Source organism: Acinetobacter sp. ANC 5414 (assembly GCF_013004295.1).
In the GTDB taxonomy this organism is placed as follows: domain Bacteria; phylum Pseudomonadota; class Gammaproteobacteria; order Pseudomonadales; family Moraxellaceae; genus Acinetobacter.
In genome coordinates, this window is record NZ_JABERM010000010.1 from 230970 (window position 1) to 256163 (window position 25194).

General features: G+C 42.0%; 26 protein-coding genes. 12 read left to right on the forward strand and 14 right to left on the reverse strand.

Translation table 11 applies throughout. From position 1 onward, the window contains the following. Positions 1 to 24 precede the first annotated feature (24 nt). From HLH18_RS06855 to HLH18_RS06875, 5 genes are all read left to right on the forward strand, one after another. Positions 25 to 1161: a glycerate kinase family protein gene (locus HLH18_RS06855; RefSeq protein ID WP_171546252.1), complete on the forward strand. Its 1137-nt coding sequence runs from the start codon at positions 25 to 27 to the stop codon at positions 1159 to 1161. 261 nt (positions 1162 to 1422) lie between these two features. Beyond that, positions 1423 to 3414, forward strand: a complete 1992-nt coding sequence (locus HLH18_RS06860) for an ATP-dependent helicase (RefSeq protein WP_171546253.1) — start codon at positions 1423 to 1425, stop codon at positions 3412 to 3414. Positions 3415 to 3511: 97 nt separating this feature from the next. Continuing rightward, a complete protein-coding gene (locus HLH18_RS06865; protein WP_131287500.1) occupies positions 3512 to 3784 on the forward strand; it encodes an RNA recognition motif domain-containing protein in 273 nt (90 codons plus the stop codon). 259 nt (positions 3785 to 4043) lie between these two features. Continuing rightward, positions 4044 to 4547, forward strand: coding sequence for a DUF6586 family protein (locus HLH18_RS06870; protein WP_171546254.1), 504 nt, complete (start codon positions 4044 to 4046; stop codon positions 4545 to 4547). 102 nt (positions 4548 to 4649) lie between these two features. Continuing rightward, positions 4650 to 4928, forward strand: coding sequence for a hypothetical protein (locus HLH18_RS06875; protein WP_067722074.1), 279 nt, complete (start codon positions 4650 to 4652; stop codon positions 4926 to 4928). A 52-nt stretch (positions 4929 to 4980) separates the two neighbouring features. On the opposite strand, the gene HLH18_RS06880 is transcribed toward HLH18_RS06875, so the two are convergent. From HLH18_RS06880 to HLH18_RS06895, 4 genes are all read right to left on the reverse strand, one after another. Further along, positions 4981 to 6699, reverse strand: a complete 1719-nt coding sequence (locus tag HLH18_RS06880; protein WP_171546255.1) for a cation:proton antiporter — start codon at positions 6697 to 6699, stop codon at positions 4981 to 4983. A 139-nt stretch (positions 6700 to 6838) separates the two neighbouring features. Then, positions 6839 to 6994: a 50S ribosomal protein L33 gene (gene rpmG, locus HLH18_RS06885; protein WP_001205031.1), complete on the reverse strand. Its 156-nt coding sequence runs from the start codon at positions 6992 to 6994 to the stop codon at positions 6839 to 6841. A gap of 12 nt (positions 6995 to 7006) precedes the next feature. After that, positions 7007 to 7243, reverse strand: a complete 237-nt coding sequence (gene rpmB, locus HLH18_RS06890) for a 50S ribosomal protein L28 (RefSeq protein WP_010325866.1) — start codon at positions 7241 to 7243, stop codon at positions 7007 to 7009. A gap of 162 nt (positions 7244 to 7405) precedes the next feature. Further along, complete coding sequence (locus HLH18_RS06895) at positions 7406 to 8854, reverse strand: coniferyl aldehyde dehydrogenase (protein WP_171546256.1); 1449 nt, start codon at positions 8852 to 8854, stop codon at positions 7406 to 7408. A gap of 115 nt (positions 8855 to 8969) precedes the next feature. On the opposite strand from HLH18_RS06895, the gene HLH18_RS06900 reads away from it, so the two are divergent. The 5 genes from HLH18_RS06900 (at position 8970) to HLH18_RS06920 (ending at position 12669) form a co-directional block, all read left to right on the forward strand. Further along, positions 8970 to 9671: a TetR/AcrR family transcriptional regulator gene (locus HLH18_RS06900; RefSeq protein ID WP_171546257.1), complete on the forward strand. Its 702-nt coding sequence runs from the start codon at positions 8970 to 8972 to the stop codon at positions 9669 to 9671. A gap of 78 nt (positions 9672 to 9749) precedes the next feature. Then, on the forward strand, positions 9750 to 10616 hold the full coding sequence (gene purU, locus HLH18_RS06905; RefSeq protein WP_131287488.1) for a formyltetrahydrofolate deformylase: 867 nt from the start codon (positions 9750 to 9752) through the stop codon (positions 10614 to 10616). A gap of 213 nt (positions 10617 to 10829) precedes the next feature. Then, entirely contained in the window at positions 10830 to 11624 is a 795-nt protein-coding gene (locus tag HLH18_RS06910) for a TonB family protein (RefSeq protein ID WP_171546258.1), read from the forward strand. A 20-nt stretch (positions 11625 to 11644) separates the two neighbouring features. Further along, on the forward strand, positions 11645 to 12265 hold the full coding sequence (locus HLH18_RS06915) for a MotA/TolQ/ExbB proton channel family protein (protein ID WP_171546259.1): 621 nt from the start codon (positions 11645 to 11647) through the stop codon (positions 12263 to 12265). Next, positions 12265 to 12669 carry an ExbD/TolR family protein gene (locus HLH18_RS06920; protein WP_171546260.1) on the forward strand — a complete coding sequence of 135 codons (405 nt, stop codon included), beginning with the start codon at positions 12265 to 12267 and terminating at the stop codon, positions 12667 to 12669. Before HLH18_RS06915 ends, HLH18_RS06920 begins: the two co-directional genes overlap by 1 nt. A gap of 68 nt (positions 12670 to 12737) precedes the next feature. On the opposite strand, the gene msrA is transcribed toward HLH18_RS06920, so the two are convergent. From msrA to thyA, 5 genes are all read right to left on the reverse strand, one after another. Beyond that, complete coding sequence (gene msrA / locus HLH18_RS06925) at positions 12738 to 13262, reverse strand: peptide-methionine (S)-S-oxide reductase MsrA (RefSeq protein ID WP_171546261.1); 525 nt, start codon at positions 13260 to 13262, stop codon at positions 12738 to 12740. A 120-nt stretch (positions 13263 to 13382) separates the two neighbouring features. Next, entirely contained in the window at positions 13383 to 13844 is a 462-nt protein-coding gene (locus HLH18_RS06930) for an META domain-containing protein (protein ID WP_131287478.1), read from the reverse strand. A 103-nt stretch (positions 13845 to 13947) separates the two neighbouring features. Further along, positions 13948 to 15009: an Lnb N-terminal periplasmic domain-containing protein gene (locus tag HLH18_RS06935; RefSeq protein ID WP_171546262.1), complete on the reverse strand. Its 1062-nt coding sequence runs from the start codon at positions 15007 to 15009 to the stop codon at positions 13948 to 13950. 28 nt (positions 15010 to 15037) lie between these two features. Further along, positions 15038 to 15550: a dihydrofolate reductase gene (locus HLH18_RS06940; RefSeq protein WP_171546263.1), complete on the reverse strand. Its 513-nt coding sequence runs from the start codon at positions 15548 to 15550 to the stop codon at positions 15038 to 15040. A 79-nt stretch (positions 15551 to 15629) separates the two neighbouring features. Beyond that, complete coding sequence (thyA, locus tag HLH18_RS06945; RefSeq protein WP_171546264.1) at positions 15630 to 16472, reverse strand: thymidylate synthase; 843 nt, start codon at positions 16470 to 16472, stop codon at positions 15630 to 15632. A 637-nt stretch (positions 16473 to 17109) separates the two neighbouring features. Between thyA and HLH18_RS06950 the strand changes: the two genes are divergently transcribed. Beyond that, on the forward strand, positions 17110 to 17631 hold the full coding sequence (locus HLH18_RS06950) for a CHAP domain-containing protein (protein ID WP_171546265.1): 522 nt from the start codon (positions 17110 to 17112) through the stop codon (positions 17629 to 17631). Between the two features lie 60 nt (positions 17632 to 17691). Here the strand turns inward: HLH18_RS06950 and HLH18_RS06955 are convergent, their stop codons facing one another. Genes HLH18_RS06955 through HLH18_RS06965 form a run of 3 tightly spaced genes read right to left on the reverse strand, consistent with a single transcriptional unit; the run spans position 17692 to position 22435 of the window. Then, entirely contained in the window at positions 17692 to 19095 is a 1404-nt protein-coding gene (locus HLH18_RS06955; RefSeq protein ID WP_171546266.1) for an efflux transporter outer membrane subunit, read from the reverse strand. An 11-nt stretch (positions 19096 to 19106) separates the two neighbouring features. Continuing rightward, positions 19107 to 21089, reverse strand: a complete 1983-nt coding sequence (locus HLH18_RS06960) for a MacB family efflux pump subunit (RefSeq protein WP_171546347.1) — start codon at positions 21087 to 21089, stop codon at positions 19107 to 19109. 2 nt (positions 21090 to 21091) lie between these two features. Continuing rightward, positions 21092 to 22435 carry a MacA family efflux pump subunit gene (locus tag HLH18_RS06965; protein WP_171546267.1) on the reverse strand — a complete coding sequence of 448 codons (1344 nt, stop codon included), beginning with the start codon at positions 22433 to 22435 and terminating at the stop codon, positions 21092 to 21094. Positions 22436 to 23014: 579 nt separating this feature from the next. Here HLH18_RS06965 and HLH18_RS06970 point away from each other — a divergent pair. After that, a complete protein-coding gene (locus HLH18_RS06970; RefSeq protein ID WP_131287464.1) occupies positions 23015 to 23464 on the forward strand; it encodes a bacteriohemerythrin in 450 nt (149 codons plus the stop codon). Here HLH18_RS06970 and holA read toward each other — a convergent pair. Together holA and HLH18_RS06980 are read right to left on the reverse strand one after the other, a co-directional pair. After that, on the reverse strand, positions 23461 to 24459 hold the full coding sequence (holA, locus tag HLH18_RS06975) for a DNA polymerase III subunit delta (RefSeq protein WP_171546268.1): 999 nt from the start codon (positions 24457 to 24459) through the stop codon (positions 23461 to 23463). The two genes, HLH18_RS06970 and holA, sit on opposite strands and share 4 nt — an antisense overlap. Before the next feature lie 16 nt (positions 24460 to 24475). Continuing rightward, on the reverse strand, positions 24476 to 25012 hold the full coding sequence (locus tag HLH18_RS06980; protein WP_171546269.1) for an LPS-assembly lipoprotein LptE: 537 nt from the start codon (positions 25010 to 25012) through the stop codon (positions 24476 to 24478). Positions 25013 to 25194: the final 182 nt, after the last annotated feature.

Genomic DNA, 25194 nt, shown 5'->3' on the forward strand with positions numbered 1-25194 from the left:
TATTCATTTCATTTTTTGAAGATCATGTCTAAAACTTTTGTCCTCGCTCCAGATTCTTTCAAAGAAAGCATGACTGCTGAACAGGCTTGTCAGGCGATGCAACGTGGCATCCAGAAAGTATTTGCAGATGCACATTTTATTCAGGTACCCATGGCAGATGGTGGTGAGGGGACAGTCGATGCCTTGGTTTCTTGCTTAAATGGACAAATGATTGATTGTGAAGTCACAGGGCCTTTATCCACTCAAAAAGTAAAAACTTATTTTGGCTTAATTGAAGAGGGTCAAACCGCTGTGATTGAAATGGCAAAAGCCAATGGCATTCATTTGCTCGAGCCTTCCCAGCGAAATCCTTTATTGACTACCACTTTCGGTACGGGAGAGATGATTAAAGCGGCACTGGATTTAGGCGTATCTAAAATCATTATGGGGTTGGGCGGAAGTATCACCAATGATGCAGGTGCAGGAATGGCACAGGCATTGGGAGCAAAATTTTTAGATGCACACAATACTGAAGTTGCAGTAGGCGGTGGGCAACTCGATCAAATTCGAACGATTGATATTTCAGGTTTGGACGCACGTTTAAAGCAAGTTGAAATCATGATTGCCAGTGATGTGAATAATCCGCTAACTGGAATAAACGGGGCATCGCATGTGTTTGGTCCACAAAAAGGGGCAACACCTGAAATGGTGCAACAGCTTGATCAGAACCTTACACATTTTGCAGAACTGGTTGCTCAACAATTAAATATTGATGTTAAAGATATCGCGGGTGTGGGTGCCGCTGGCGGATTAGGTTTTGGCTTGATGGCATTTGCAGGTGCAAGCATTCGTTCAGGTGTAGAGCTTGTCATTGAACAGACCCAATTGGCCGAAAAAATTGCTCAAGCGGATTATGTGTTTACCGGTGAAGGCAAAATTGATTTTCAGACTAAATTTGGCAAAACGCTGTTTGGTGTGGCGCAAGTGGCGAAGCGATTGAATAAACCTGTGATTGCTTTTGCGGGTCTAGTTGGCGATGGTATTGATGAATTATATGACTTGGGCTTTACTCAGATTATTGGCATTAACCCGTCAGGTTGCACTTTAGAAGATGCGATGCAAAATGCGGAAAGGTATTTGGAAGATGCTGTAGTTACGGTGTTAAATCAACTTGAAAAGTGATCATGCTAAATTCTAAAAGTAGAGATACTCATAGCCCCAAAAGGATGTGAATAGATAAATGCTAACGCGTAGGCGAATTGTTACTTTGACAGGGCAAAGTAACCAAACCCTTCGTTATTCAGATGATGCATCCATGCATCACTGAATAACGGCAGCATCCATGCTGCCTGTCACGATGTAAATTCCTTCTAGAATTTTCATCGCAAGTTTTCTATGGATAGCTCTGCTAAACTATCGCTATCCCCAAGTAGATTAGAGATTATGAGTTTAGCCACACTGATTGATGAATTAAACCCTCAACAAAAGCAAGCCGCAACCACTGAATCTAAGCACAGTTTGGTACTTGCAGGCGCAGGCTGTGGCAAGACCAAAACCATTGTGGCGCGTGCAGCTTATTTGATTGATCAGGGTGTACCCGCCAATCAAATCCAGATTCTGACCTTTACCCGACGTTCAGCCAGTGAAATTGTCGCACGTGTGGAATTAGCACTCGGTGAGCAAGCCAAAGGTCTTCGTGCATCGACTTTTCATACCTTTTGTATGTACTTGCTGCGCCGTATTCCCAAAGCTTTTGGCTTGGAACAATTCTCAATTATTGATCGTGATGATCAGTTGATGATGTTCCGCCTGATTCGCGGTAAAGATGACAAGAAAAATCCCAATGCACTGCCAAAACCGAAAGAGTTATGTGATCTCTATTCTTTTGCACGAAATACTCGGCAAAAACTAAGTCTGGCTCTAGAAAAGCAAATGCCAGAATTTCTGGAATATAAAGATCAGATCGCGGAAATCATGAAAGAGTACGAAGCCCGAAAACAGGCACGTAGCTTTCTGGATTATGATGATATTTTGGCTGTAGTGGCTTCAGCACTGGCACAATCTGAAGGTTTGGTGGATTACGTTTCATCGATCTGTCAGCACATGCTGGTGGATGAAATGCAGGATACCAATCCTTTGCAATGGGCTTTGCTTGAACCCCTGAAAGATAAAACCAGTCTGTTCTGTGTCGGTGATGATGCCCAGTCCATTTACGGTTTTCGGGGTGCCGACTTTGAAAATATTCACCATTTTAAAGAACGTGTGCCCGATGCACAGATTTTTAAACTGGAAAAAAATTACCGTTCTACGCAAGAAATTCTGGACCTATCCAACTGGTTGCTCGATCAAAGTCCGATTCAATATGACAAGCATTTAGAGGCTTATCGTGGTGAGGGCATTAAACCTCGCATGCATATTTTCCCGAATGAGTTTGATGAAGCGAAATGGATTGCCATTGATATTAAAGAGCGGCATTTACTGCAAGGTGCTGCATGGCATGAACATATGGTGTTGGTACGTTCGAGTTTTGCTGCGCGGCATATTGAAGCGGCATTCATTCAAGCCAATGTGCCTTACCGTTTTATTGGTGGCATGAAATTGCTTGAAACTGCGCATGTAAAAGACTTGCTCAGTCTGCTGCGTGCCATTGCCAATCCTTTGGATGATATCGCCTGGATGCGCTTTCTGACCCTGTGGAATGGTGTGGGAGATGTCGGTGCAAGTAAACTGGCTCAACAGTTATTGCTTGAACCTGAGATAGACCGTATTTTTGAAAAGTTAGAAAAATTTGGTCGTATTCCAGACAATACTTTGCTGATCATGAAGCAAATGCTGGTTTTGAAAGATCAAGTACAGGCTTGTGTATCGCTGGGTATTGAAGCATTAAAAGATCAGCTGGAAGAAAATTACGCTAAAAAAGACTGGTCCAAACGCTTGGGCGATTTTGATTTAGTTAAACAGCTTGCATCTAAACATGATCAACTGAGCGAATTTTTGGAAGAGTATGTGCTCGATCCAGTGTCGATCAGTGAAATTGAACGTCAGTCGCAGGATGATGTAGTCACACTCATCACCATCCATTCTGCCAAGGGGACAGAACAGAAAGTCTGTTATGTGGCGAATGTCTCGGCGGGACAATATCCACATGCACGTGCGCAGGGTAATTTCGATGAAGTTGAAGAAGAACGCCGTGTGTTGTATGTGGCATTGACCCGGGCCAAAAATGAATTGATTTTAACCAAGCAGAATCTGAATTTATGGGCGCGTGATCAGGTCGATGATCAGGGGCGCAAGATTGAAAGTTATTTTCTAAATGAATTAACCCGTAATCTGTGTATTAGCGAAACCCATTACAAACAACGCCAGCAAACCGTGAAAAGCGCTTTAATTGAACGACAGTCGATTAATTTAGATTTTGGCATTGATCTCGATTAAACTATCACAATTGCGTTATTTTGTTTTTTATTGCGAAGTTCAAAAAGTCGAGTAGGCGAGTGCTTTTTGATGATTTTGCCTATTTTAAGGTTGTAAGATGAAAATTTTAGTTCGTAGTTTAGAACGTACAGTAACAGAAGCTGAATTATTGAAGCTATTTCAAGATTTTGGCACAGTTGAGTCATGCAAGTTGGTGCTTGATGCGACGACAGGTAAATCGAAAGGTTTTGCTTTTGTTGAAATGCCACATGCTCGTGAGGCGATCAAAGCGATTAAGGGCTTAAATACCCTTCGTTTGCACGGACATGGTATTCGTGTAAAACAGGCTGAAGATAAGCCTGAAGCTGAAAGTAAAACTGAAAACAAATAATTAAAGGAGCGAAAGCTCCTTTTTTTATCCATAAAAATGAAACGGAATGTTCAGGTCCTGCCCATGATTGGTTCCAATGGAGTATGTATTTCTCAGGGAATCAAGATTTGAGATGTCCGATCGAGAACAAGACCGAAGCTGCTGTAAAACGTAAAATCTATTGAATTGAAATGGATCATGCATAATTTTTATTGTGAATTGATCAAAATTAAGTTTAATCTTAAGTCTGTAACAAACGCCAAAATTTAGGAATATCGCTATGTCCCGTGTTGCTCGCTTCCATGCTGACCGTACCAATCAAAAACTGTATTTTGCACGTCTTTCATGCCAACAAGCTGAGCAAACTGACAATATTCAACAGGCACAGGCACATCGTGAAGCTGCCGTATTCCATTTACATGGTGCAGTCTTGGCATTTTTACAGGAATTGGTGCGTTACTATCGTTTAAATGACTTTATGCCGACACTCAAGTCGATTGAACACAACATGGCGGAAAAGGGACAAGTATCTCCTGAAGTCACCGTGATGCAGCAATTGGCAAAACAAGGTTTTATTGCAGAATTGAAGCGTGCGTATCGTATGTGCCAATATGCACCTGAGCCAAGTGCACCTGAACCAGAACATGAAACATCATCTAACTTAATTATTAAAGTGACCCAGACTTCACAAGCATGGTTGCCGGATACAAAAATTTTACGTGAATGGCATCGTGATTTAACCCAGCTGATTGATGGCTTTCGTAACGAGATGGTTGAGTTTTAATCTTTTTTCTGCTCTTGAAGTTTTTGTTATCGACCTTATATAAATAGTCTACGTAATGCAAAGTGCAACTGCCTTTGCCACCATGTTGAACATGGAGGAACTATGTCTATAGAACAATTGAAAGAATTATTTGGTAATCAAGAAGCGATTTTAGAATTGGTTCAACTTGAAGGTGGTGAGTTGGCATTGCGAAATGCAGGCTCTCAAAAAGAACCCTTGGTTAAAATTCAGTTTAATGATGAAGTGAAATCATTACTGGGTGATCAAATGCCTGAGATTGCACAACATATGGTGCAAGCCGCTTTGTTTGCCATGATGGAAAAGCAGGTCAATGAATGGCAGGCAGAAATTGTAGATGATCAACCTAAGTATTTGAGCTGATCTCTCCCTAATAAAAAACGCACTCATGGGTGCGTTTTTTTACCATACAAGATTAATGGGTGGGATCTTGCTGATGTGCAATCTGGATTTGATGGAGAATATGATTGGTCATATTCTTCGCCATTTCCTCTTTGGCAAAATAAACTTCACCAATACCATCACGACGAATCACTTCAGCTTCTTCCTTACTTTCTGCGCAGACTAGAACCTGAATTTGCGGATTCAGGGTTTTGGCAATATCCACAATTTTGTGAATATCTAAAATATCCATCGGTGATAGCACCAATAAGCGTGCATGTTGAATATGCGCTTGAATTAATACGCTTGGTTCAGTGGCATGACCAGAAACGGCAGCAATGCCTTTTTCACGTAAACTTTCTACAATTTCGCGGTTTTCTTCCGCAATTACCACTTTAATGTCTTGAGCCATTAATGTTTTGGTAATGCGACGACCGACTTCACCATGACCGACAATCACCACCTGATCACGAAGATACTCTTGAGATACTTCATCAGGCAGCATGGAAAGAGGGTCACCACTACGTTCCAGTAAGCGCGCCAAATGTGAGCGTTCACGAATCCAGTTTTGTACAGGTTCAATAGCAGAGAACACAAATGAATTCAGGGTAATGGAAATCAATGCGCCCGCTAGAATCAGGTTTTGCCCTTCTATTGAAAGTAAATTGAGTGAGAGGCCCAAAGTTGCCAGAATAAAAGAAAATTCGCCAATTTGCGCAAGGCTTGCACCAACGGTTAATGCAGTATTAATGGGATATCGGAAGAATAAAACCAAAGCCATTGCTGCAATGGTCTTGCCAATCATAATGATGCCAACCACCGCAAGCACGTGGAAAGGTTGCTCAATCAAAATGCGTGGATCGAACAGCATGCCGACAGATACAAAGAATAAGATTGAGAAAATTTCACGTAAGGGTAAAGTTTCTTCTTCGGCACGGTGACTGAAATCAGATTCTTTAACCACCATCCCTGCGAAGAATGCACCGAGTGCCATGGATACGCCAAAGACTTTATAAGCACCAAAAGCAATAGATACCGCAGCGGCAACGACAGTTAGGGTGAATAGTTCACGGGAACCTAAGCGCGCCACAATTTGCATGATAAAGGGGACTAAACGTTTCCCGATAATTAACATAAAGGCAATAAAACCAGCCACTTTAAGCAGGGTAATTGCTAATGTCATCCAGATGTTCGCATCGGGATTAGAGCCAGCCACAGGTGTGCCACCAAGTAACACGGCGGTGGCAGGGAGTAGAACCAGAACCAAGACCATGACCAAGTCTTCAACCAATAACCAGCCCACGGCTATTTTACCGTTGACCGAGTTGAGTAGACCGCGGTCACCCAATGCTTTGAGTAATACTACCGTGCTGGCACAGGACAGGCTTAAGCCAAAAACCAGTGCAGAACCAAAACTCCAGCCCCAGATCATGGAAACGCCTATTCCCAGTAAGGTCGCTACAGCAATTTGTAAAACAGCACCGGGTAAAGCAATTCGACGTACCTGCATCAAATCATTAAGGGAAAAGTGCATCCCGACACCAAACATCAGGAACATGACCCCAAGTTCAGCCAGTTGGTTGGCAAGATGAATATCTCCGACTATACCGGGCGTGTTCGGACTAATAATGATACCGGCAACGAGATAGCCGATAAGAGGGGGAAGGCGTATACGAGCCGCAATATAGCCAAAAATAAGCGCCAATCCAAAGCCAACGGCTAATAATATGATGAGATCTACGTCATGAGGCACTAAAAACTCCTTAAGCCTAGTTAAGGGTGAAAATACAAAAGCACAAACGGTGCCAAAAAATTAGCTAAAGTGTATCAACTCGGATAAAAAAAATGCAAAAAAAAACGACCCAGAAGGTCGTTTTTTTAAGAAGGCAAAATTATTTAATTTTAGCTTCTTTGAAAATCACGTGTTGACGGATTTTTGGATCAAATTTTTTGATTTCCATTTTTTCCGGCATAGTACGTTTGTTCTTAGTTGTGGTATAGAAATAACCAGTACCAGCTGAAGAAACTAGACGAATTTTATCACGCATGGTTCGAACTCCTTAGATCTTTTGACCTTGAGCACGTAGGTCAGTAACAACCTTTTCGATACCCAATTTGTCGATAATACGCATACCTTTAGTGGTTAAACGAAGACGTACAAAACGTTTTTCGCTTTCTAACCAGAAACGGTGGTGATGCAGGTTCGGCTCGAACCGGCGTTTGGTTTTGTTATTGGCGTGCGAGACGTTGTTGCCAACGACTGGACGCTTGCCGGTAACTTGGCAAACCTTAGACATGGTGAACTCCATTGCTAGACAGCACCGATTGTGCGGCTAGTCATTAAAAGTAAACGGATGAAATCATTCAAGGGGCGTTTTATATCAAAAATACGCTTAAAAGACAAGCGAATTTAATAAAAACTCGGCATGAACACGTGCAATAGCTCATGCCTTGATCAGTTAGCGAAGAAGGGTCTTCGAAATCAATTTATGAATCGGCTTGTTAAATGGTGGGAGAATGAATTTTAAGCTATAGAGCTTAGGATTCGACATCACCGACCGTTCATGAGACAAACTGAAGAAACCTTCTGGACCATGATATTTCCCCATACCTGAAGCACCGACGCCACCAAATGGTAAATCGTCTTGTGCAACATGGGTGAGTACCGTATTTTGCCCGAAATGACCTGAATGAGTATGCTGTGCGACATAGTCGGCACGCGCCTGATCAAAGTCGAAATAGTATAAAGCAAGTGGACGCGGACGGCTATTAATAAAGTCAATAACATCGTCAATTTGATCATATTCCATGATTGGCAGGATCGGGCCAAAGATTTCCTCTTTCATAATCCGCATTTCAGTGGTTACACCGGTCAATAAAGTCGGTGCAATTTTTCGAACTGCAGTTAAATCTTCATGTTCAGGATTGATTTCGATCATTTTGGCACCCTGATTACGGGCATCTTCTAAATAACCTTGCAGGCGATTGTACTGTTTGTCATTAATAATCGAGGTGTAATCCTGATTGTAGGCAATATTTGGATACATCTCTTCAACACACGCCTTGAACTGCTCGATGAATTCGGCCGTTTTTCCTTTAGGCAGGAACATATAGTCTGGTGCTACGCAGGTTTGACCTGCATTCCACAGTTTACCGGCAGCCAGACGTTGTGCCACATCTTGTAAATCAATCGATGGGTGAACCAGAACAGGGGACTTTCCGCCCAATTCTAAAATGACTGGCACCAGGTTTTCTGAGGCAGCCGCCATCACGGTTTTACCAATTTCGGTAGAACCGGTGAAAATGATTTTATCAAAGGCTAAATGGCTAAATGCATCAGAAACAGGACCGCCCCCATTAATGACTGCAACCAATTCAATCGGAAAGGCTTCAGTCAAGGCTTTTTCAAGCGCACGACCAAAATTGCTCGATGCACTGGAAATTTTGATCATGGCATTGTTGCCGGCAGCAATTGCACAAATCAGTGGACCAATCGACAATAATAAAGGATAGTTCCAAGGGGCAATAATTCCGATCACACCGAGCGGTTGATATTGAACCCAGGCTTTTGCCGGTTGATGAATAATTCCGACATGGCGTTTCGAAGGTTTCATCCAATGGGTCAAATGCTTGCTATAATATTTAATCTGCTCAAGACAGGTGAGTAATTCACCGATTTTGGTTTCGCCAATAGAACGGTTACCATAGTCTTGGTTAATTGCTTCGGCAAATTGATCTTGATATTTAACTAAGATACGCTTTAAACGTGCTAAACGATCAATACGTTCCTTTGCACTTGGTAAAGGATGGCGTTGATAGGCATGTTTTTGCTGTTCCAGCACATCATGCAAGTGCGGAATATCGAAAGAATGTGGTGTCATTGAAGTTGTTTTTGTATGACTATTCATGACCTGCTACCATTAAATAAAAGCGATTAATTTAATTTTTAGAGTAAAAGCTCTAAATAGTCAAGTTACTTTATGTGTTAGCTAGCTAACCTATTGAATGAATGGTTACTTTAGGATGTCTCACTCCAAAACGGTGAAAACCAAAGATCGTATTTTACAGCTCAGCTTACAGTTGTTTAATGAGCGCGGTGAGCGTTCAGTTACAACAAATCATATTGCAGCTGAACTGAGTATGAGTCCGGGTAATTTGTATTACCATTTTCGTAATAAAAACGAAATTATCAAAGACTTGATGGAGCAGTATCAGAAAGAAACTTTGGAAATGCTTGCATTACCAGATGATCGCTTACTCGATGCCAATGATAAGATTCGTTATTTCCAAGTACTGAGCAGCCAGCTCTGGGCTTATCGCTTTTTGCATCGTGATGTTTATCATTTGGTTGAAAATAATGATGATTTTCGCAAAATGTATCCACGTTTTGCCGGTCAGGTGATGCAGCAGGGGCAGAAAATTTATAAAGCCTTTGTGAATGCAGGCTTGATGCAAATGACGGACTCAGAAATTGAGGCCCTAATTATTAACTTGTGGATTGTTTTGACCAACTGGACCAACTTTTTATATATGTCGGGTCATATTACCGACTCAAATACTTTAGAAGAAAAGTGGGTCTGGCAGGCATTGCGTCAAATGGTGTTCCTGGAAGGGGCGTATTTGCGTGGTGAAAGTCGTCAAACTTATGAACATTTGCTTGAAACGCTAGGTCCTTCAGAGCTTTTTGAGAGCCTGTCTTCAAGTAAAAATCCCGATGCGAGCTAGCCTATTTAGAAAGCCTTAAAAAAGAGTTAGAATGCTCGGCTTGTTTTTCAATTTAACTGATTAGTGATATAAACCAACATGAATATGACCACTGCTAACACAGCACGTTTACTGATTACTTGCGAGGATAAACCAGGAATCGTGCAAGCTGTATCGAGCTTTTTGTATCATCAAGGAGCAAATATTACCGCACTTGATCAATACGCGACTGAAGCTCAGGGCGGGCGTTACTTCATGCGTGTTGAGTTTGAACTGGATAACTTGCAAAGTCGTAAAGAAAATTTGACGCAAACTTTTGCGAGCAATGTTGCAGAGCGCTATAACATGAATTGGCGTTTGGCTTTGGTCAGCGATGTCAAAAAAGTCGGCATTTTAGTTTCTAAAGTCGATCATGCCTTGCTTGAGTTGTTATGGCGTCATGCACGTGGTGGTTTACCTTGTGAAATCACCACCGTGGTGTCCAACCATGAAGATTTACGCGAGTCAGTTGAAAACTTCGGTATTCCTTTTGTTGTGGTTCCAGTCAATAAAGAAAACAAACGTGAAGCCTATGCCAAAATTGATGAAATCATGCAAGGCAATGATTTGTTAGTTCTTGCACGTTATATGCAAATTCTGGATGAAGAATTTGTCAAAAAATGGGAAATGAAAGTCATCAATATTCACCATTCATTCTTGCCTGCTTTTGTCGGTGCCAACCCTTATAAGCAAGCGTATGAAAAGGGTGTGAAACTGATTGGTGCAACAGCGCATTATGTGACTGCTGATCTCGATCAGGGGCCGATCATTGAGCAAGATGTAGAACGTGTAAATCATGATTTTACCGTTGATCAACTGCGTGAACTTGGACAAGACGTCGAACGAAATGTGCTGGCGCGTGCGGTAAAATGGCATCTTGAAGATCGTATTATTGTCGATGGCAATAAAACCGTAGTCTTCCAATAAAACAACATTGACTAATTTTTAAAGAAAGGCATACTTAAAGTATGCCTTTCTTGTTTTATTGATTCAAAAAACTCATCAAAACTTACGATTTAATAGTTGCAAATGAAAACACTTCTCATTTATTATTGCGGTGCTTTAATTGTACTAACCGATGAGCTTGATTGCTTAAATCTGTATTGATCTACAATCGCTTTAATTAGGTAACTGATTTTAATGAGTCAATCTCCCGCTCTAAATATGCAAACTCCCAATCCGATGAAAAAGAAAATTATCACAGCGCTTATCGCCGTTGTGGTCGGTCACATGGGTGTGTTGTGGGCGGTGGGGCAAATGAAAACCCCGGAACTCAAACCCGTTGAAAAAGAACCTTTAAAAGTTCGCTTTGTTAAAATTCAAGAACCACCAAAATCTTTACCGCCTAAGCCAAAAGCTGAACCTAAAAAAGAGCAGCCCAAGCCTAAGGAAGTGAAACAGGTTGAAATTGTCAAAAAACAACTTCCACCACCGCCGAAAAAGGTAGAGAAGGTTCAACAAGTTAAAAAAGCAGAAACACCAAAACCCGTGGTGAAGCCGGTTGAAGCACCGCCTAAACCAACTGTCACTACAACGATTTCTGAAACTAAAGTAGTTAAACCTGTACCGGTCGCTAAACCTGCGCCAGTTGCGCCACCCGCACCTGTTGCTCCACCAGCCCCAGCCGCACCACCATCGCCAAAAAGTGTATCGATTGGTGGCTCGGGCGTGCAATGGAGTCGTTCGCCAAAACCTTCATATAACAATAGCGATTTAGAAGGCCAAACGCGTATTGTGGTGGTGCATATTGAAGCGAATGAAAAAGGGGTGATTACCTCGGCACGTATTTCGCGTTCGAGTGGTATACCTGCTTTAGATAACAAGATTTTACGCTCAGTGCGTAGTTCCAAATTCAAACCGTACAAAGAAAATGGCGTGGCTTATCCAATTAGTGCTGACCAACCATTTGAATTGACATTGAATCCACACGGCTAACATTTTTTAGGAGTTCGAGTATGAACTTTTCAGTTTATTGGCAACACGCCGATGCAGTGAGTAAAACACTGTATTTCGTGTTATTGGCAATGTCGATTACGACATGGACGATCTTCGTTTTACGTTTAATGGGGACTCGCCAACTGAAGCAACAAGCTTATGCTCAACTTTCTCAAGCGTTAAGCAAGTTAAAGGCAAAATTTGCCCCTTTAAATTTTGAACAGCGTAAGGCAGTGGCAGAACAGGCTTTATTGCGTCAAATTTCTGCTGAAAAATCGAGTGCTGAAAAAGGCGTTGCGGTTCTAGGTACTATTGCTTCACTTGCACCGTTTGTGGGGTTGTTCGGTACAGTGTGGGGTATTTTCCATGCCTTGGTTGCAGTCGGTAAAAGCGGTCAAGCCGGTTTGGCTCAAGTGGCTACACCTGTAGGTGAAGCCTTGATCATGACTGGTTTAGGTTTGGCTGTGGCGATTCCAGCAGTACTGGCGTATAACATTTGTACCCGCGTGAACCGTGGTTTGGCACATGAATTACAAGACCAGGCACACAGCTTGTTAATTGATACCATGTTGCAACAAGATAGTTCAGCTCAAGTAGCGACTAAAGCAACAGCAAATAATTTGGTTGGAGGTCAAGCTTAATGGGCTTTCAATTGGGCGAAGACAACGATGTAGGCATGAATGAGATGAATCTCATTCCACTGATCGATATTATGTTGGTATTGATGATCATCTTCTTGGTGACAGCAACCGTTGCTAACCCATCAATTCCATTAACCTTACCAAAAACCACGGCAGATATTATTGATTTGCCGCCTAAAAATGTGACCATCAGTATTAATGCGGGTGGAGAAGTGGCCTGGAATGGTGATGTAGTCACGCTTGACGAGTTACAGAAAAAATTGAACGAAGCAGGTCAGGAAGAGCGTCAGCCGACCATTGTTTTGAAAGCAGATAAAGAATCACGTTATGATGCTGTTGCACAAGTGATGTCTCGTGCGAGCGAAGCCGGGCTCAGCGATATTGCTTTTGCGACTGATAACTAATCAAAAATATAAAAAAAGCGACCGAGAGGGTCGCTTTTTTTATATCTGAAGTTTGCTGAAAAGTGTGATTATTCGGATTTGAGCAAATCCTGAAACTTGCTGCGTAATTTCATTAATTTGGGTGGAATGGCAAAATTACAGTAGCCTTGGGATGGATTTCGGGCAAAGAAATTCTGGTGATATTCTTCGGCAGGGTAGAACTTGGGTGCAGGACTCAGTTCAGTCACAATATTTAGACCTTCTGCTTTCAGGGCATCAATGGTTTGTTGTGCCTGCTGTTGCTGTTCATCGTTAAAATAATAAATCACAGAACGATATTGAGTGCCAACGTCATTGCCTTGACGGTTTAAGGTCGTTGGATCATGCGTGGTGAAAAATACATCCAAAAGCTGAGCAAAGCTAATTTGGGTTTCATCATAATCAATCAAAATCACTTCTGCGTGGTTGGTGTCCCCACGGCAAATATTGTCATAACTTGGATTGTCAGTATGACCGCCAGCATAACCACTAACCACTTTTTCTACGCCTTTCAGCTGTAGAAATATGGCTTCAACACACCAAAAACATCCACCACCAAATAATGCCTGTTGCATGGTTTTATCCTATATTTGTTTATTTTTTTTAATATATGGGCTTTTTATGAAGCTACAATGTATTTATTTATGCATTTTATATACAAAATCCTGAAATTTTAGGCTTTTTATCTGCATTATTTAACGCGGTTGAACCGGACTGGTGAATTGAATAACAAGATTGCCATGACGATCAAGCAGTTTGAGTGTTTTGCCAAAGACTTGATAGTTTGCCACTTTAGTTAGTGCTTCATTAAATTGTTGCGAGACATTGTGGCTATCTAAACATGCCATTTTGGTGCCTGCCATTTGACTGAGCATGAGAGTATCGCGACCTGCTTCGTAGCTGCCCATAATACGGTTGCAGCCATCAGCACCGCTGACCCGTTTGGTTGAGGCATCAAACTGTAAACTTGGAATATTGTGTGCAGTCGGTACTGTTTTGATTTCAGTATTGCCAATATGGGTTGCAATCCAGGTACGGTTTTGTAATTGAACTAAATTTGCAGTTTCAATCGTAGAAGATGCGTTAGGCATCGTTTCACAACCTGTAAAAGCAATAGCTGCAGCAATCAGGCTGACAGCACATAATTTTTTTAACATATTGGAATTCTCGTTCTTGATTTAACTTACGTTCTATATAAACAAAAAAATAGCCATTTAACTAGGCTTAAATCTATGTTTTATATATTTTTTGCATTTCTTATTATGGTACATCTACAGTTGTCGGTTGCGGTAACCCCTGACGAATAAGGGTTGAATATTGAGTGCTGCTCATATTGTTTAATGCACTGACACGTGGGTTGATGTAGGCAACCTCATACCACTGTTGCATGGTTAAATCGTGTGAAATCGCATGTAGGTCATACAGATAATTGGGTAAATAACCAGAAGCCAGCAGGCGGTAATCGGTCGGCAAGTGCCTTTTAGAGACTGCTTGCACCATATCAAACACCAGCGTGGTGCAGTTACTGGTGAGGCTGTTATACCATTTGGGCTGATTTCTTAATTCATTGGCTTTATGCAGATATTCTTCAAACAAGGCGCGTCTTTCGGTTTTCGACATATTCACCGGGAAGAAATAGACATGTTCGCCCCGAATATTGCTGCGGGTATAAATCAGATCTTTTTCATCTGCTGTGATCAGGCTGAGTTCATATTTTCTAAAAAAACCGCCATAAGTAGAAAATTCTTCATTTTTTTGTTTGCGAATTTCAATCGAAAAGGTCAGTGGCTTGCTATTGGCAAAATCAAAACTGACTAGGGTATGCGCGATGCGTGGCCCCATCCAATAGGAAGTGATGATATTCACGCCGGTAATCTGGTTTAAATCAAACTGACGGGTTTCCCAATGTTCATCATAGCTGCCATCAGCATGCCAGTTAAAATTACGTACATTGTGCAGCGTGACCAAATTGCCCTGTTGTTCATAAGACAATATTTGGGCAACTTCGGGATTCCAGTCACGATCTTGTTTGGCTTCCAAGCTAAAATACCAAAATAAGCCCAACAGAAAACCAAACATATAAATCAGTATATCTATATGACGGTTAAATAAATTTTGGGTGATATAAATACCGAGAATACTTAAAGCAAAGACAATCCAAATGCCAATTATTATGCGGGTGACTAACCAGCCAAAAGGTTCTTGAAACCACAATGCAAGACACAGCCAAATAGAGGACACAATAACGAAAAGGCTAAACATGGAATGGAGTAAAGCCATGCCTAGAGCAGCGAAAAACTCCCTTTTTTCAATATTATGCATATTTGACTGTTATAAGTAATTATTGCCTTTATTTTCGGTAAGTTGCGAACTCAAAAGCAATCCCAGTTTTGTCGTCAATATGTTGTTCAGATGCGACCTTGTTAAATTCAGCTGGAATTTCTGGATAGTAGGCATCGCCTTGAACATCAAGTTCAACATGGGTCAGTTCCAGGCGGTCGGCAATGTCCATAGTCTGTTTAAAGATCTCACCGCCACCGATAATAAAGATTGCTTCCGGCTTTTCTGAGGCTTGCACATCAGCAACAGCTTGAACTAAGGCATCTTCAATCGAGTAGGCAACTTTAGTCCCTTCAAATGACCAGTCGGTGTCACGGGTAATCACCCAATTGACACGTTTCGGCAAGGTGCGACCCATCGATTCCAAAGTCTTGCGACCCATGACCACAACACCACCTTGGGTGATTTCTTTAAAGTGCTTGAGGTCAGCAGAAATGTGCCAAGGTAAGTCATTATTTTTACCAATGCAGCGCTGCTGATCCATGGCCACGACATGAACAACTTCTAAATTTTGGAAGGTCATAAAATTTTCCCTGTATTTTTTATGCTCAGATACGTTTTCCCCCTTTGCAAAAGGGCGAATTAAAGGGGGATTTTAGAAATTAAACCGCAACCGGCGCTTTAATCCCTGGGTGTGATTCATAGCCAACAATTTCGATATCTTCAAATTTAAACTCGAAGATGTCTTTCACTTCAGGATTCAATTTTAATTGGCAAAGTTGCATTGGCTCACGACTGAGCTGTAATTTTGCCTGTTCAAAGTGGTTGGCATATAAATGGGTATCACCACCAGTCCAGACAAAGTCGCCTACACCTAGGCCGCATACTTGCGCAATCATATGCGTGAGCAGGGCATAGCTGGCGATATTAAATGGCACACCCAAAAAAATGTCCGCACTGCGTTGATAGAGCTGGCAAGACAATTTGCCGTTCTGTACAAAAAACTGGAACAGGGTATGGCAAGGTGGAAGCGCAACAGTTCCCGCTTCATTCGGGTTCCAGCCCGATACGATTAAACGGCGTGAGTTCGGGTTGGTTTTAATTTCATTAATCAACCATTCAATTTGATCAAAACCATCCTGCTCATATAAGCCATTTTCTTTTTTGGTTGCGCCAAAGTTACGCCATTGATGACCATAGACTGGACCCAATTCACCTTCCGGACGACCAAAACGTGCAGTTTGTTCTGCAGTGGACCATTCATCCCAAATCGAAACTTTGTTGTCCTGCAAATATTTGACGTTGGTATCACCTTTTAAAAACCACAACAGTTCAATCACGATGGAACGGAAATGAACTTTTTTGGTGGTCAATAAAGGGAAACCTTTGGAAAGATCAAAGCGCATTTGATGACCAAATACAGAACGTGTACCTGTTCCAGTACGATCGCCTTTGTCGCCACCGTTGTCGAGGATATGTTGTAAAAGGTCTAAATACTGACGCATGTCTCTCTCATAATCTTGTGAATTTCATGTGGCACATATTAGCCTTTTTTTACCGGTGAGGAAACTCTATCAAGGGAGCAGCTAGCTAAATTAAAATCTGTGAGTTAATTTTTATAAATTAATGATTTATATAAATATTATTGATATTTTATTGTGATCTAAGTCATCACGTCCAATATTGACTGGATTGGATGAAAAATTATAAGGGTGAGGAAAATGAATCAATTTTTCTGTAAAGAATTTTTCAAACCCCTAAAAAAAACTCTAATAGGTCATTTGGTATTAAATATTCGAAATAGTTGCATGATCCTGCATGAGAACAAGCAGGGCTTAAAAAATTACAACATATAGCCCATGTCAGATTTTGCAATTTATACCGTTTTATTCCATCAAATTATGGCTTAAAGACTCGAAACCCAATAAAAACCTAGTGTTGCTCGAATGAACATCAATTAAATTTTTACAGGGATTGGATTATAAAAAATTAACAAAAAATAATCATTTAAGTCTATTTCAAAGGCTTTAGTTAAATTTTATTACATTTGTTGCATGAAAAATCACATTTTACACGGTACTATCTTTGCCGTCGAAATGAGTGAAAAGCCCGAATTTTAAGGGTTAGGAGTCGTTATAAAGAATGGTTTATGATCATAATGTAAACATGAATGAAGTATATGCTCCAGTCCAGACAAACATCGTAATTCGTTCCCAATCTGGTAAGAATTCTAAGAAAAATACAGAATCCAAGTCCGTTCAAGCCTTCCCAAAACAGAACATCATTGCAAGCAATGGACAGCGAATTGATATTAATAAATTCACCAATTTCTTGCAGGGTATTAGTTCATATAGCAGTTCACAAAAGTGTGCGAAAAGTATTCGGCTTGCTTTGGAGTCGGCAGGGGCACGGTTCCAAAGTCATCCCATTGCTGCGGCAGACTGGGGTAATACTTTAATGAAAATTGGCTATCGACAAATTAATCCTAAATTCGATGCCCCTAAAGAAGGCGATATTTATATTATTGATCGAACCGGTAAACATGTTTATGGACATATTGCAGGGTTTAATGGCACGCAATGGGTCTCTGACTTTAAGCAAAAAAGTTATGATGTTTATAATGAAAAAGGTCTGACCTATAAGTATTATCGTCCGAGTTTTTAAATTTTCTTTGAAAACTGCTTAAATAAAAAAGCCTCTGTTGAGGCTTTTTTATGGTCTGAATTAAGGCAGCTGTTTGATTGGACTACCACCCAAGGCCTGCATCAAGGTCACATAGGCATTGTATTGACTCTGCTTGGTTTGAATTAATGACAAACGGGCATTGCGTGTGGTTTCTTGTGCATCGAGCAGATTTTTCAGCGCGATGGCCCCGTTGCGGTAACGCACTTCAGTTAAATGCTCGGTTTTCTCGGCTAGCTGGACATTTCGTTCCTGCAAAGCCACCTGTTTGTTTAATTCGGTACGGGCAGATAGCGCATTTTCCACATCTGCAAAAGCCTGATACAAGGTCTGGCGATATTGAATAATCGATTTTTCATAATCCAGATTACTGATCGCCAGATCTTTCTTCATGTCGTTGTATTGCAGGAACGGCAAGCTGAGATTTGCACCCAAGGTTAAAGCCGGGTTCTGCAATAGGTTAGTTAACGATGTGCTGGAAGAACCTAAATTTCCGGTCAGACTAATTGAAGGATAATAGCTGGCTTTAGTGGCATCTTTGCTTGCCAAAGCCTTACGTAAACGTAATTCAGACGCTTGCAAATCTGGACGACGCGACAGCAAGTCAGCTGGCAGGCCAGCCGATACAGCCGGTAGGGCAATCCGCGGTAAACGGGACGGTTCCTGAATATTCAGTTGCTGGACTGGCATGTTAAGTAGAACTGCCACAGCCGTGCGTGCTTCAACACGCTGCTGTTCAATCTGACTTAAGCTCGCTTTTTGGCTTTGAACGGATTGTTCAGCCGAGGTGAGGTCCAGACCTGAAACTGCCCCGGCACGATATTGGGTGCGTACCAGTTCATAGACTTTTTGCGTACTGGCCAGGTTTTGCTGTGCAACGGCGTAACGCTCGTTCAGATAACCCAATTGCCAGTATAAATTGGCAGTCGTCGCCACCAGACTTTGTGCGGTACTTTGTAAGTCCTGTTCGGTTGCTAAAGCTTCCCATTTACTGGCTTCAGTTTGACGCGCCAGTTTGCCGAATAAATCCAGTTCATAACTCACGCCGCCACTTAAAGACAAGCCGCGTGAAGCATCATCCCCTGAATTCAGGTCAATAGTATGGCCGGCCGAAACGCTGGAGCTCACCCGTGGACCTTGCTTGTTTTGAGCCAAACCGGCTTGTAGACGTGCTTGCTGCAAGTTAATGCCTGCAACAGCCAGATCGGTATTGCTCGCTAACACCTGATTAACCAGTTGATTCAGCTGCGCATCGCCAAACAGGGTCCACCATTGATCGGCATAGACATCAGCATGCACCTGCTGGCTCATGGCTTTACTGTTCTGGAAATTGCCTGGAATATTCACAGCAGGTTGTTCATACGGCGTTTTCACCACCGCAGCACACCCCACCAATGATCCCGTTAAAATAAGACTAGCGACAAGTTTGGTAAAATTCATTTGCATTCTAAGTATCCTTATTCGCGAGAAAGTGCATCGACAGGATTAAGCTGTGCTGCATTACGGGCAGGGATAAAACCAAAGATAATCCCGATCATGCTAGAACAGACAAAGGCTGCAATAATCGATGTGGTTGAATACGCCATCTGGAAAGTACCGCCAGCAAAATGACTAATCAGCTGGCCAATCCCTAAAGATAAAAGCACACCTAAAATCCCGCCTAAAATACAGACCAATACGGCTTCAATCAGGAACTGCTGCAAGATGTCACTTTGACGTGCACCGACCGCCATACGTACCCCGATTTCCTGAGTACGTTCGGTAACCGAAACCAGCATGATGTTCATGACTCCAATCCCGCCGACAATCAGGGAAATTACCGCAATTGCAGACACTAACAGGGTCATGGTTTGCGTGGTTTGCTGAATGGTTTCGCGAATACTGTCCGAATTTTGGGTAAACACATCTTGTGCGCCATGACGTTGTACCAGCAGGTTCAAAATCGCATTTTCAGCGGCAGCACTCGGGTATTCATCTTTAATACGGACAATGATGCTACGCACATTGGCCTGACCCAACATGCGGCTCATCACGGTGGAGTAGGGCAGATAAACATTGAGGCTGTCCGAGTTACCCATCATCGATTTTTGCGCTTCAATCACGCCAATAATACGACTCGGTACACTACCCAATAAAATGACTTGACCCACAGGATCGGTGCCATCACTAAAGAAAGTATTCTTGGTATTGCTGTCAATCACCACATCCTGGGCGCGTTCAGTCACCCCTTCTTTGTCAAAAGGCTGCCCTGAGGCAAAGTTCATACCTTTTACATAGAAGAAGTCTTCACTGACACCATTCACCGTTGCAGAAGCTTCGGTATCTTTAAACCGGGCAGTGACGCTGCTATTGACTGAAGGACTGACCCCATCGATATAGGGTTGTTCAGCGAGTGCGTCTGCATCTGCAGGAACCAGGGTTTTAGCTTGTGAGGTTTTGGAATTGTCACCAAAGCCACGCCCCTGATAAACGGTAATGGTATTGGTGCCGAGGCTACTGATATTTTCCAGAATCTGTTTCTGTGAGCCATTCCCTAAAGCGACTACCGATACCACCGATGCAATACCAATAATGATCCCGAGCATGGTCAGGAAGGTACGCATGCGGTGTGCATTCATGGCCAGTAGTGCCATGTGGAAGGCTTCGCCTAGTCGGTCGGCAGCAGAGCGCCAAGAAGGCGTTTTTTTCTGTGCGTTTTGTTGTAAGGTTTGCTTTTCTAAAACTTCATCTTCGGCAACTTCAGGAACATTCGGTTTATCTGAAATAATGTTGCCATCACTAATTTCAATAATACGCGAGGCATTTTTAGCCACATTATGATCATGGGTAACAAGGATGATGGTATGACCTTTGGCATTCAGTTCACGTAAAATACGCATCACCTCAATACCACTGTTTTTATCCAGTGCGCCGGTCGGTTCATCAGCCAGAATCACATCACCGCCGTTCATCAGGGCACGGGCAATCGAAACACGCTGCTGCTGACCACCGGAAAGCTGACTGGGACGGTTCTGGGTCTTTTCAGCCAGACCCAAGTCCGAGAGCAGCTGGGTCGAGCGCTGTTGACGGGCGGAAGCATCTACACCTGCATAAATCGCTGGAACTTCGACATTCCCTGCAGCGGTTAAATCTCCCAGTAAATGATAGCGCTGGAAAATAAAACCAAAATATTCACGACGCAGTTGTGCCAGTTCATCCGGTTCTAATTTGCGTGTTTCACGCCCTTTAACCTGATAGCTCCCGGAGGTCGGCTGATCCAGACATCCCAAAATATTCATCAGGGTCGATTTCCCCGAACCAGATTGCCCGACAATCGCGACCAGTTCTCCGGGATAAATCTCTAAATTAATGCCCTTCAGAATCTGAATGGTGCTTTCCCCGGCGGGGAATTCACGAGTCAGATCTGTGACCTTGAGCAAAGGCTGTTGATCTTGACTCATCATTACATTCTCACTGGACCGGCACCACCAGCTACACGGTTACTGCGTTTGGCAGAATCATTCGAGGTATCGGAAGCATCTGCAATCACCACTTTATCACCTTGTTTCAAGCCTTTAATCACTTGAGCAGTTACACGGTTATTCAAGCCAACCAAGACTGGTTGCGGTTTTACAGTACCATCGGCCTGAACTACGCGAACCATAGATATAGAGGCTTTGCCTTGTTCAATCAGTGATTTTTCTTCAGCAGACAGTTCCAGGCGTTTTGGACGTTCAGTTTTAGCCTGATCTGTATCGGCTGGCTTTTGTTGTTTTGCTTGGTCTGCATTACGTTCACCGCGTTTGCCTTGCGGGCGATTTGAGCTTTGTAAGGCTGCTGCAGGGACAGTTAACACATTTTTTGCGTCACTGAGTACAATATAAACTTGCGCAGTCATATCAATACGCAATTTGCCATCTTCATTCGGTACATCAAATAGGGCGTTGTAATACACTGCAGTGTTTGATGATGAGGTCGAAGAGTTGTTGTTTTCGGTATTGATTGAATTTGGCGCAGGTTCTACCTGACGTAGTTTTGCATAATGTTTTTTGTCACTATTTCCCAGCGTGGTGAAATAAACCGTTTGACCTTCTTCAACTTTCATCACGTCAGCTTCTGAAATTTCAGCCTTGATGGTCATGTTGTCGAGTTTTGCCAATTTGACAATGGTCGGTGCGCTTTGGTTGGCGTTTACGGTCTGACCTTCCTCGGTCACAATCGCCACAATGGTGCCATCCATCGGCGCAACAATCTGAGTATAGCCCAAATCTTCTTTAGTCGTTGCCAGTGTTAAGCGAGATTGTTCAATTTGTGCATTAATCGCCAGAATTTCAGCTTGGGCTGTTTTGTAGCTGGCCAATGCTGATTCTAATTCAGCGCGTGACGTTGCATCTTGTGCATACATCGCTTGTTGACGTTGATACTCAGCTTGAACTTTCGCCAAGTTGGCTTGCTTGACTGCCAGTTGCGCCTGCTGATTTTTAATGCTCGCTTCTGCCGTTTTAAGATCATTTTCCTGACGAATCGAATCAATTCGCGCGATCAGTTGACCTTGTTTCACTTGATCGCCCAATTGCACATACATTTTTTTCACCTGACCGGAAACCTGAGCACCGACGCTGACCATTTTGGTGGCTTCAAGTACACCGGTTGCCAGTACCGAGTCTTCAATATCACCGCGGCTGACTTCACTGGTAATGTATTGAGGGGGTTGCTCTTTTGGCTTTAAGAAAAAACAGGCTGTGACTGTAATAGCAAGAATACAGACCACTGCTACAATTATTTTGGATGGCTTTATTTTTGGCATAGTGAGCGTATAAATTGAGAAAATTGAAAAGATTATAAAAGCTAAATGAGGATAGAGCGTGAATTTTTAAAAACAAATGAGAATTATTTTCTTTTTTGAGATCTCTTGGAAAGTGACCAAAGAGATTGTGAACTGATTTTAAATCAGCCTTTTATAGCATAATTTTTAGGCGATTAGCACTTTATCGAATTTGGATTCAATGAATTTCTGAAAGGTAATTTTCAGTTTGATTGTTGAGTTTCGCAGCAATACTGCTATGAGACTGCATTTTTACCAACGGATCTCAAGCCTCGAGAATAGATTAGATTTTAGTCGAATGATACTAGACTTATTTAATGATTTTTATTTAAAAATTTTCTATGTTTGATATTTTTGCATCACCTTGATTTCCGCAGACCTAGCTAGATCATTATTCTAATAATTTAAAAAAATCTTTGTTTTATCTATAGATTTAAATAAAAAAAGTTTGTAACATTAAATCCCATAATCTTTTTATGGGATTAATAATAATAGTGCCATGCACAATGATTGTGCGCAATAAATCATGACTTTAATATGAAAATTTGTGAGAGGTAACGGATGGAATGGAATGAAAGTTATAATATTGGAATCGATGTGATTGATAATCAACATCGCCAAATCTTGGATTACATTAATGCTCTAGAAAAGATTAGAGTGAGTGGTGATCGTAATCAGATCAAAGAAGTCTTGGATGATTTGATTGATTATACCCAATCACATTTCAGCTTCGAAGAAAATTTGCTTGAACAAGTGAGTTACCAATATTTGCCTTCTCATAGAGGCATACACGACTTATTTGTTAAACGGCTGAATGATTATCGTCAAAAATTTGATCGGGGAGAATCGGTCGAAAATGACTTATATCGATTATTGTCAAAATGGTTGATTAACCATATCCAACATGATGATCAAGATTATGTGGATGCAGTGCGTGACAATATGCTGCACTATTTGCGTTCACAAGAACAGAAGAAAGGTAAAAGCTGGTTTTCGCGTTTTTTCAGCTAAGCAGTAGGTGATTCAAATAACATTTGACCACACATACTGGTAATCGCTTGTAGGACCAGATGTTCTGGATTTTCCTTTCCCAGACCTTTAATGGATGCATCAATACGTAACAGCAGCGAAGGCCAGGTTAGAAAGTTATTTGGATTCAGTCGTCTTAGAGCTTGTTGATATAGACTGACTTTATTTTTCCAAATCCCGAGTTGCAAGGCATTTTGTGGCTGTTCAAACAGTTGCATCAGCAAGCGCATTTCTTTGCTGATACTCCATAAAATCAGGCTCATCGGTTCACCCGAGGCAATTAAATATTGGAAAATTTTAATTGCCTGAGCCAGATTTCCGGCAAGCAGGGCATCATTTAAATCGTAAGTGGTATAGCGTGATTGATCTTGTAAACATGAATATAAATGATCAATCTGGATGATGTCGACATCGGTAAAAGTATCACTAACACGCATCAGACTGTTTTTTGCCGCGAGCAGGTTATGCTCATGATGTTGTTCAAGCCACTGCCAGGCATCATTTGCCAGTTTAATCCCCAGTTTTTCTGCCTCAATCCCTAAAATTCGTTGCCGATCTTGTGGATAGTTGGCAGTCAGCGGCACAGTGACACCGTTGGCATCAACCACCTGAAAGAAACTTGATTTTAAACTGCTACTGTCCTGTTTAGGCATTACCACAAGCAACAGGTTATGCTCATTATGTTGAATGTAGCTTTTCAGCTGCTTGATGCCATTCGCATCCGGCTTGATGTTGCCATGCACTTCAATGGCAAGCTGATTGGAAAAAAGCGATAAACTATTTAAAGCATTAAACACATTTTTCCAATCGCTGACATTGTTAATGTCATAACGCTGACGTTCAATTTCCTGCTTGTGCCAACTTTGACGAAAAGCATCCAGTAAGTTTTGCTCAAGTAATGGTTCTTGACCATACATAATCCAAGCACCGCGAGCTTCATCAACACGTTTGAGTGCTTGTGGATAGTCAAGTTTCATAGCTTAATTTCTATCTTTAAGGTTGAGTGGTTGAAGTTGCGGGTTTGGTCACGACTTTCGGCAGACGATTGGATGAAATCTGACGCACAATTTGCTGCGCAATGTCATCAACAATGACTTGATTGAGATACTTCTGTTCTTGGTCATCGGTGTTTACTGTCGCGACGTCATATTGATAGCTGCGTGAAGCGGTCAGGGTACGTGGTTCAGTCACAGGATTACCTTGTGCATCTTCAATACGGAAAGTTACGGTTAAGCGAAGCAAGGTTTCAACCAATTTGCCATTCAATTCATGGCGTTGAGGTGTGTAATCAAGTACATGTAATACATAAGCATCTGGATTGTTGCTGAGTTGAATACCGGTTGCACCCAGGTAAATGGCAAGTTTTTCGTGCAATTCTTCTGTGTTATTTGGAAGCGCTAAACTCATTTTAGAGTATGCAACAGGAGCTGTGGTTGGGGTGGTTCCTTTCAAATGAAAACCACAACCGACTAAGCTAGCACTTAGACCCAAAGTTAATACAACCGCTGCAACACGTTGAACTAAATGCATGCTTATTCCTCTATTTAATTTTCCCAATTGTAATGATTGGGAGGGATATCTTTCCCTAAGCTCAGTGGATTGTAAAGTCAAAGCCCGTTGGCTGGCAACGGGCTTTGTGTTTTTAAATCTCCCCTAACCCCTCTTTAAAAAAGAGGGGAACCCTTCACACCTACTGGGGGAAGTCCCCCTTT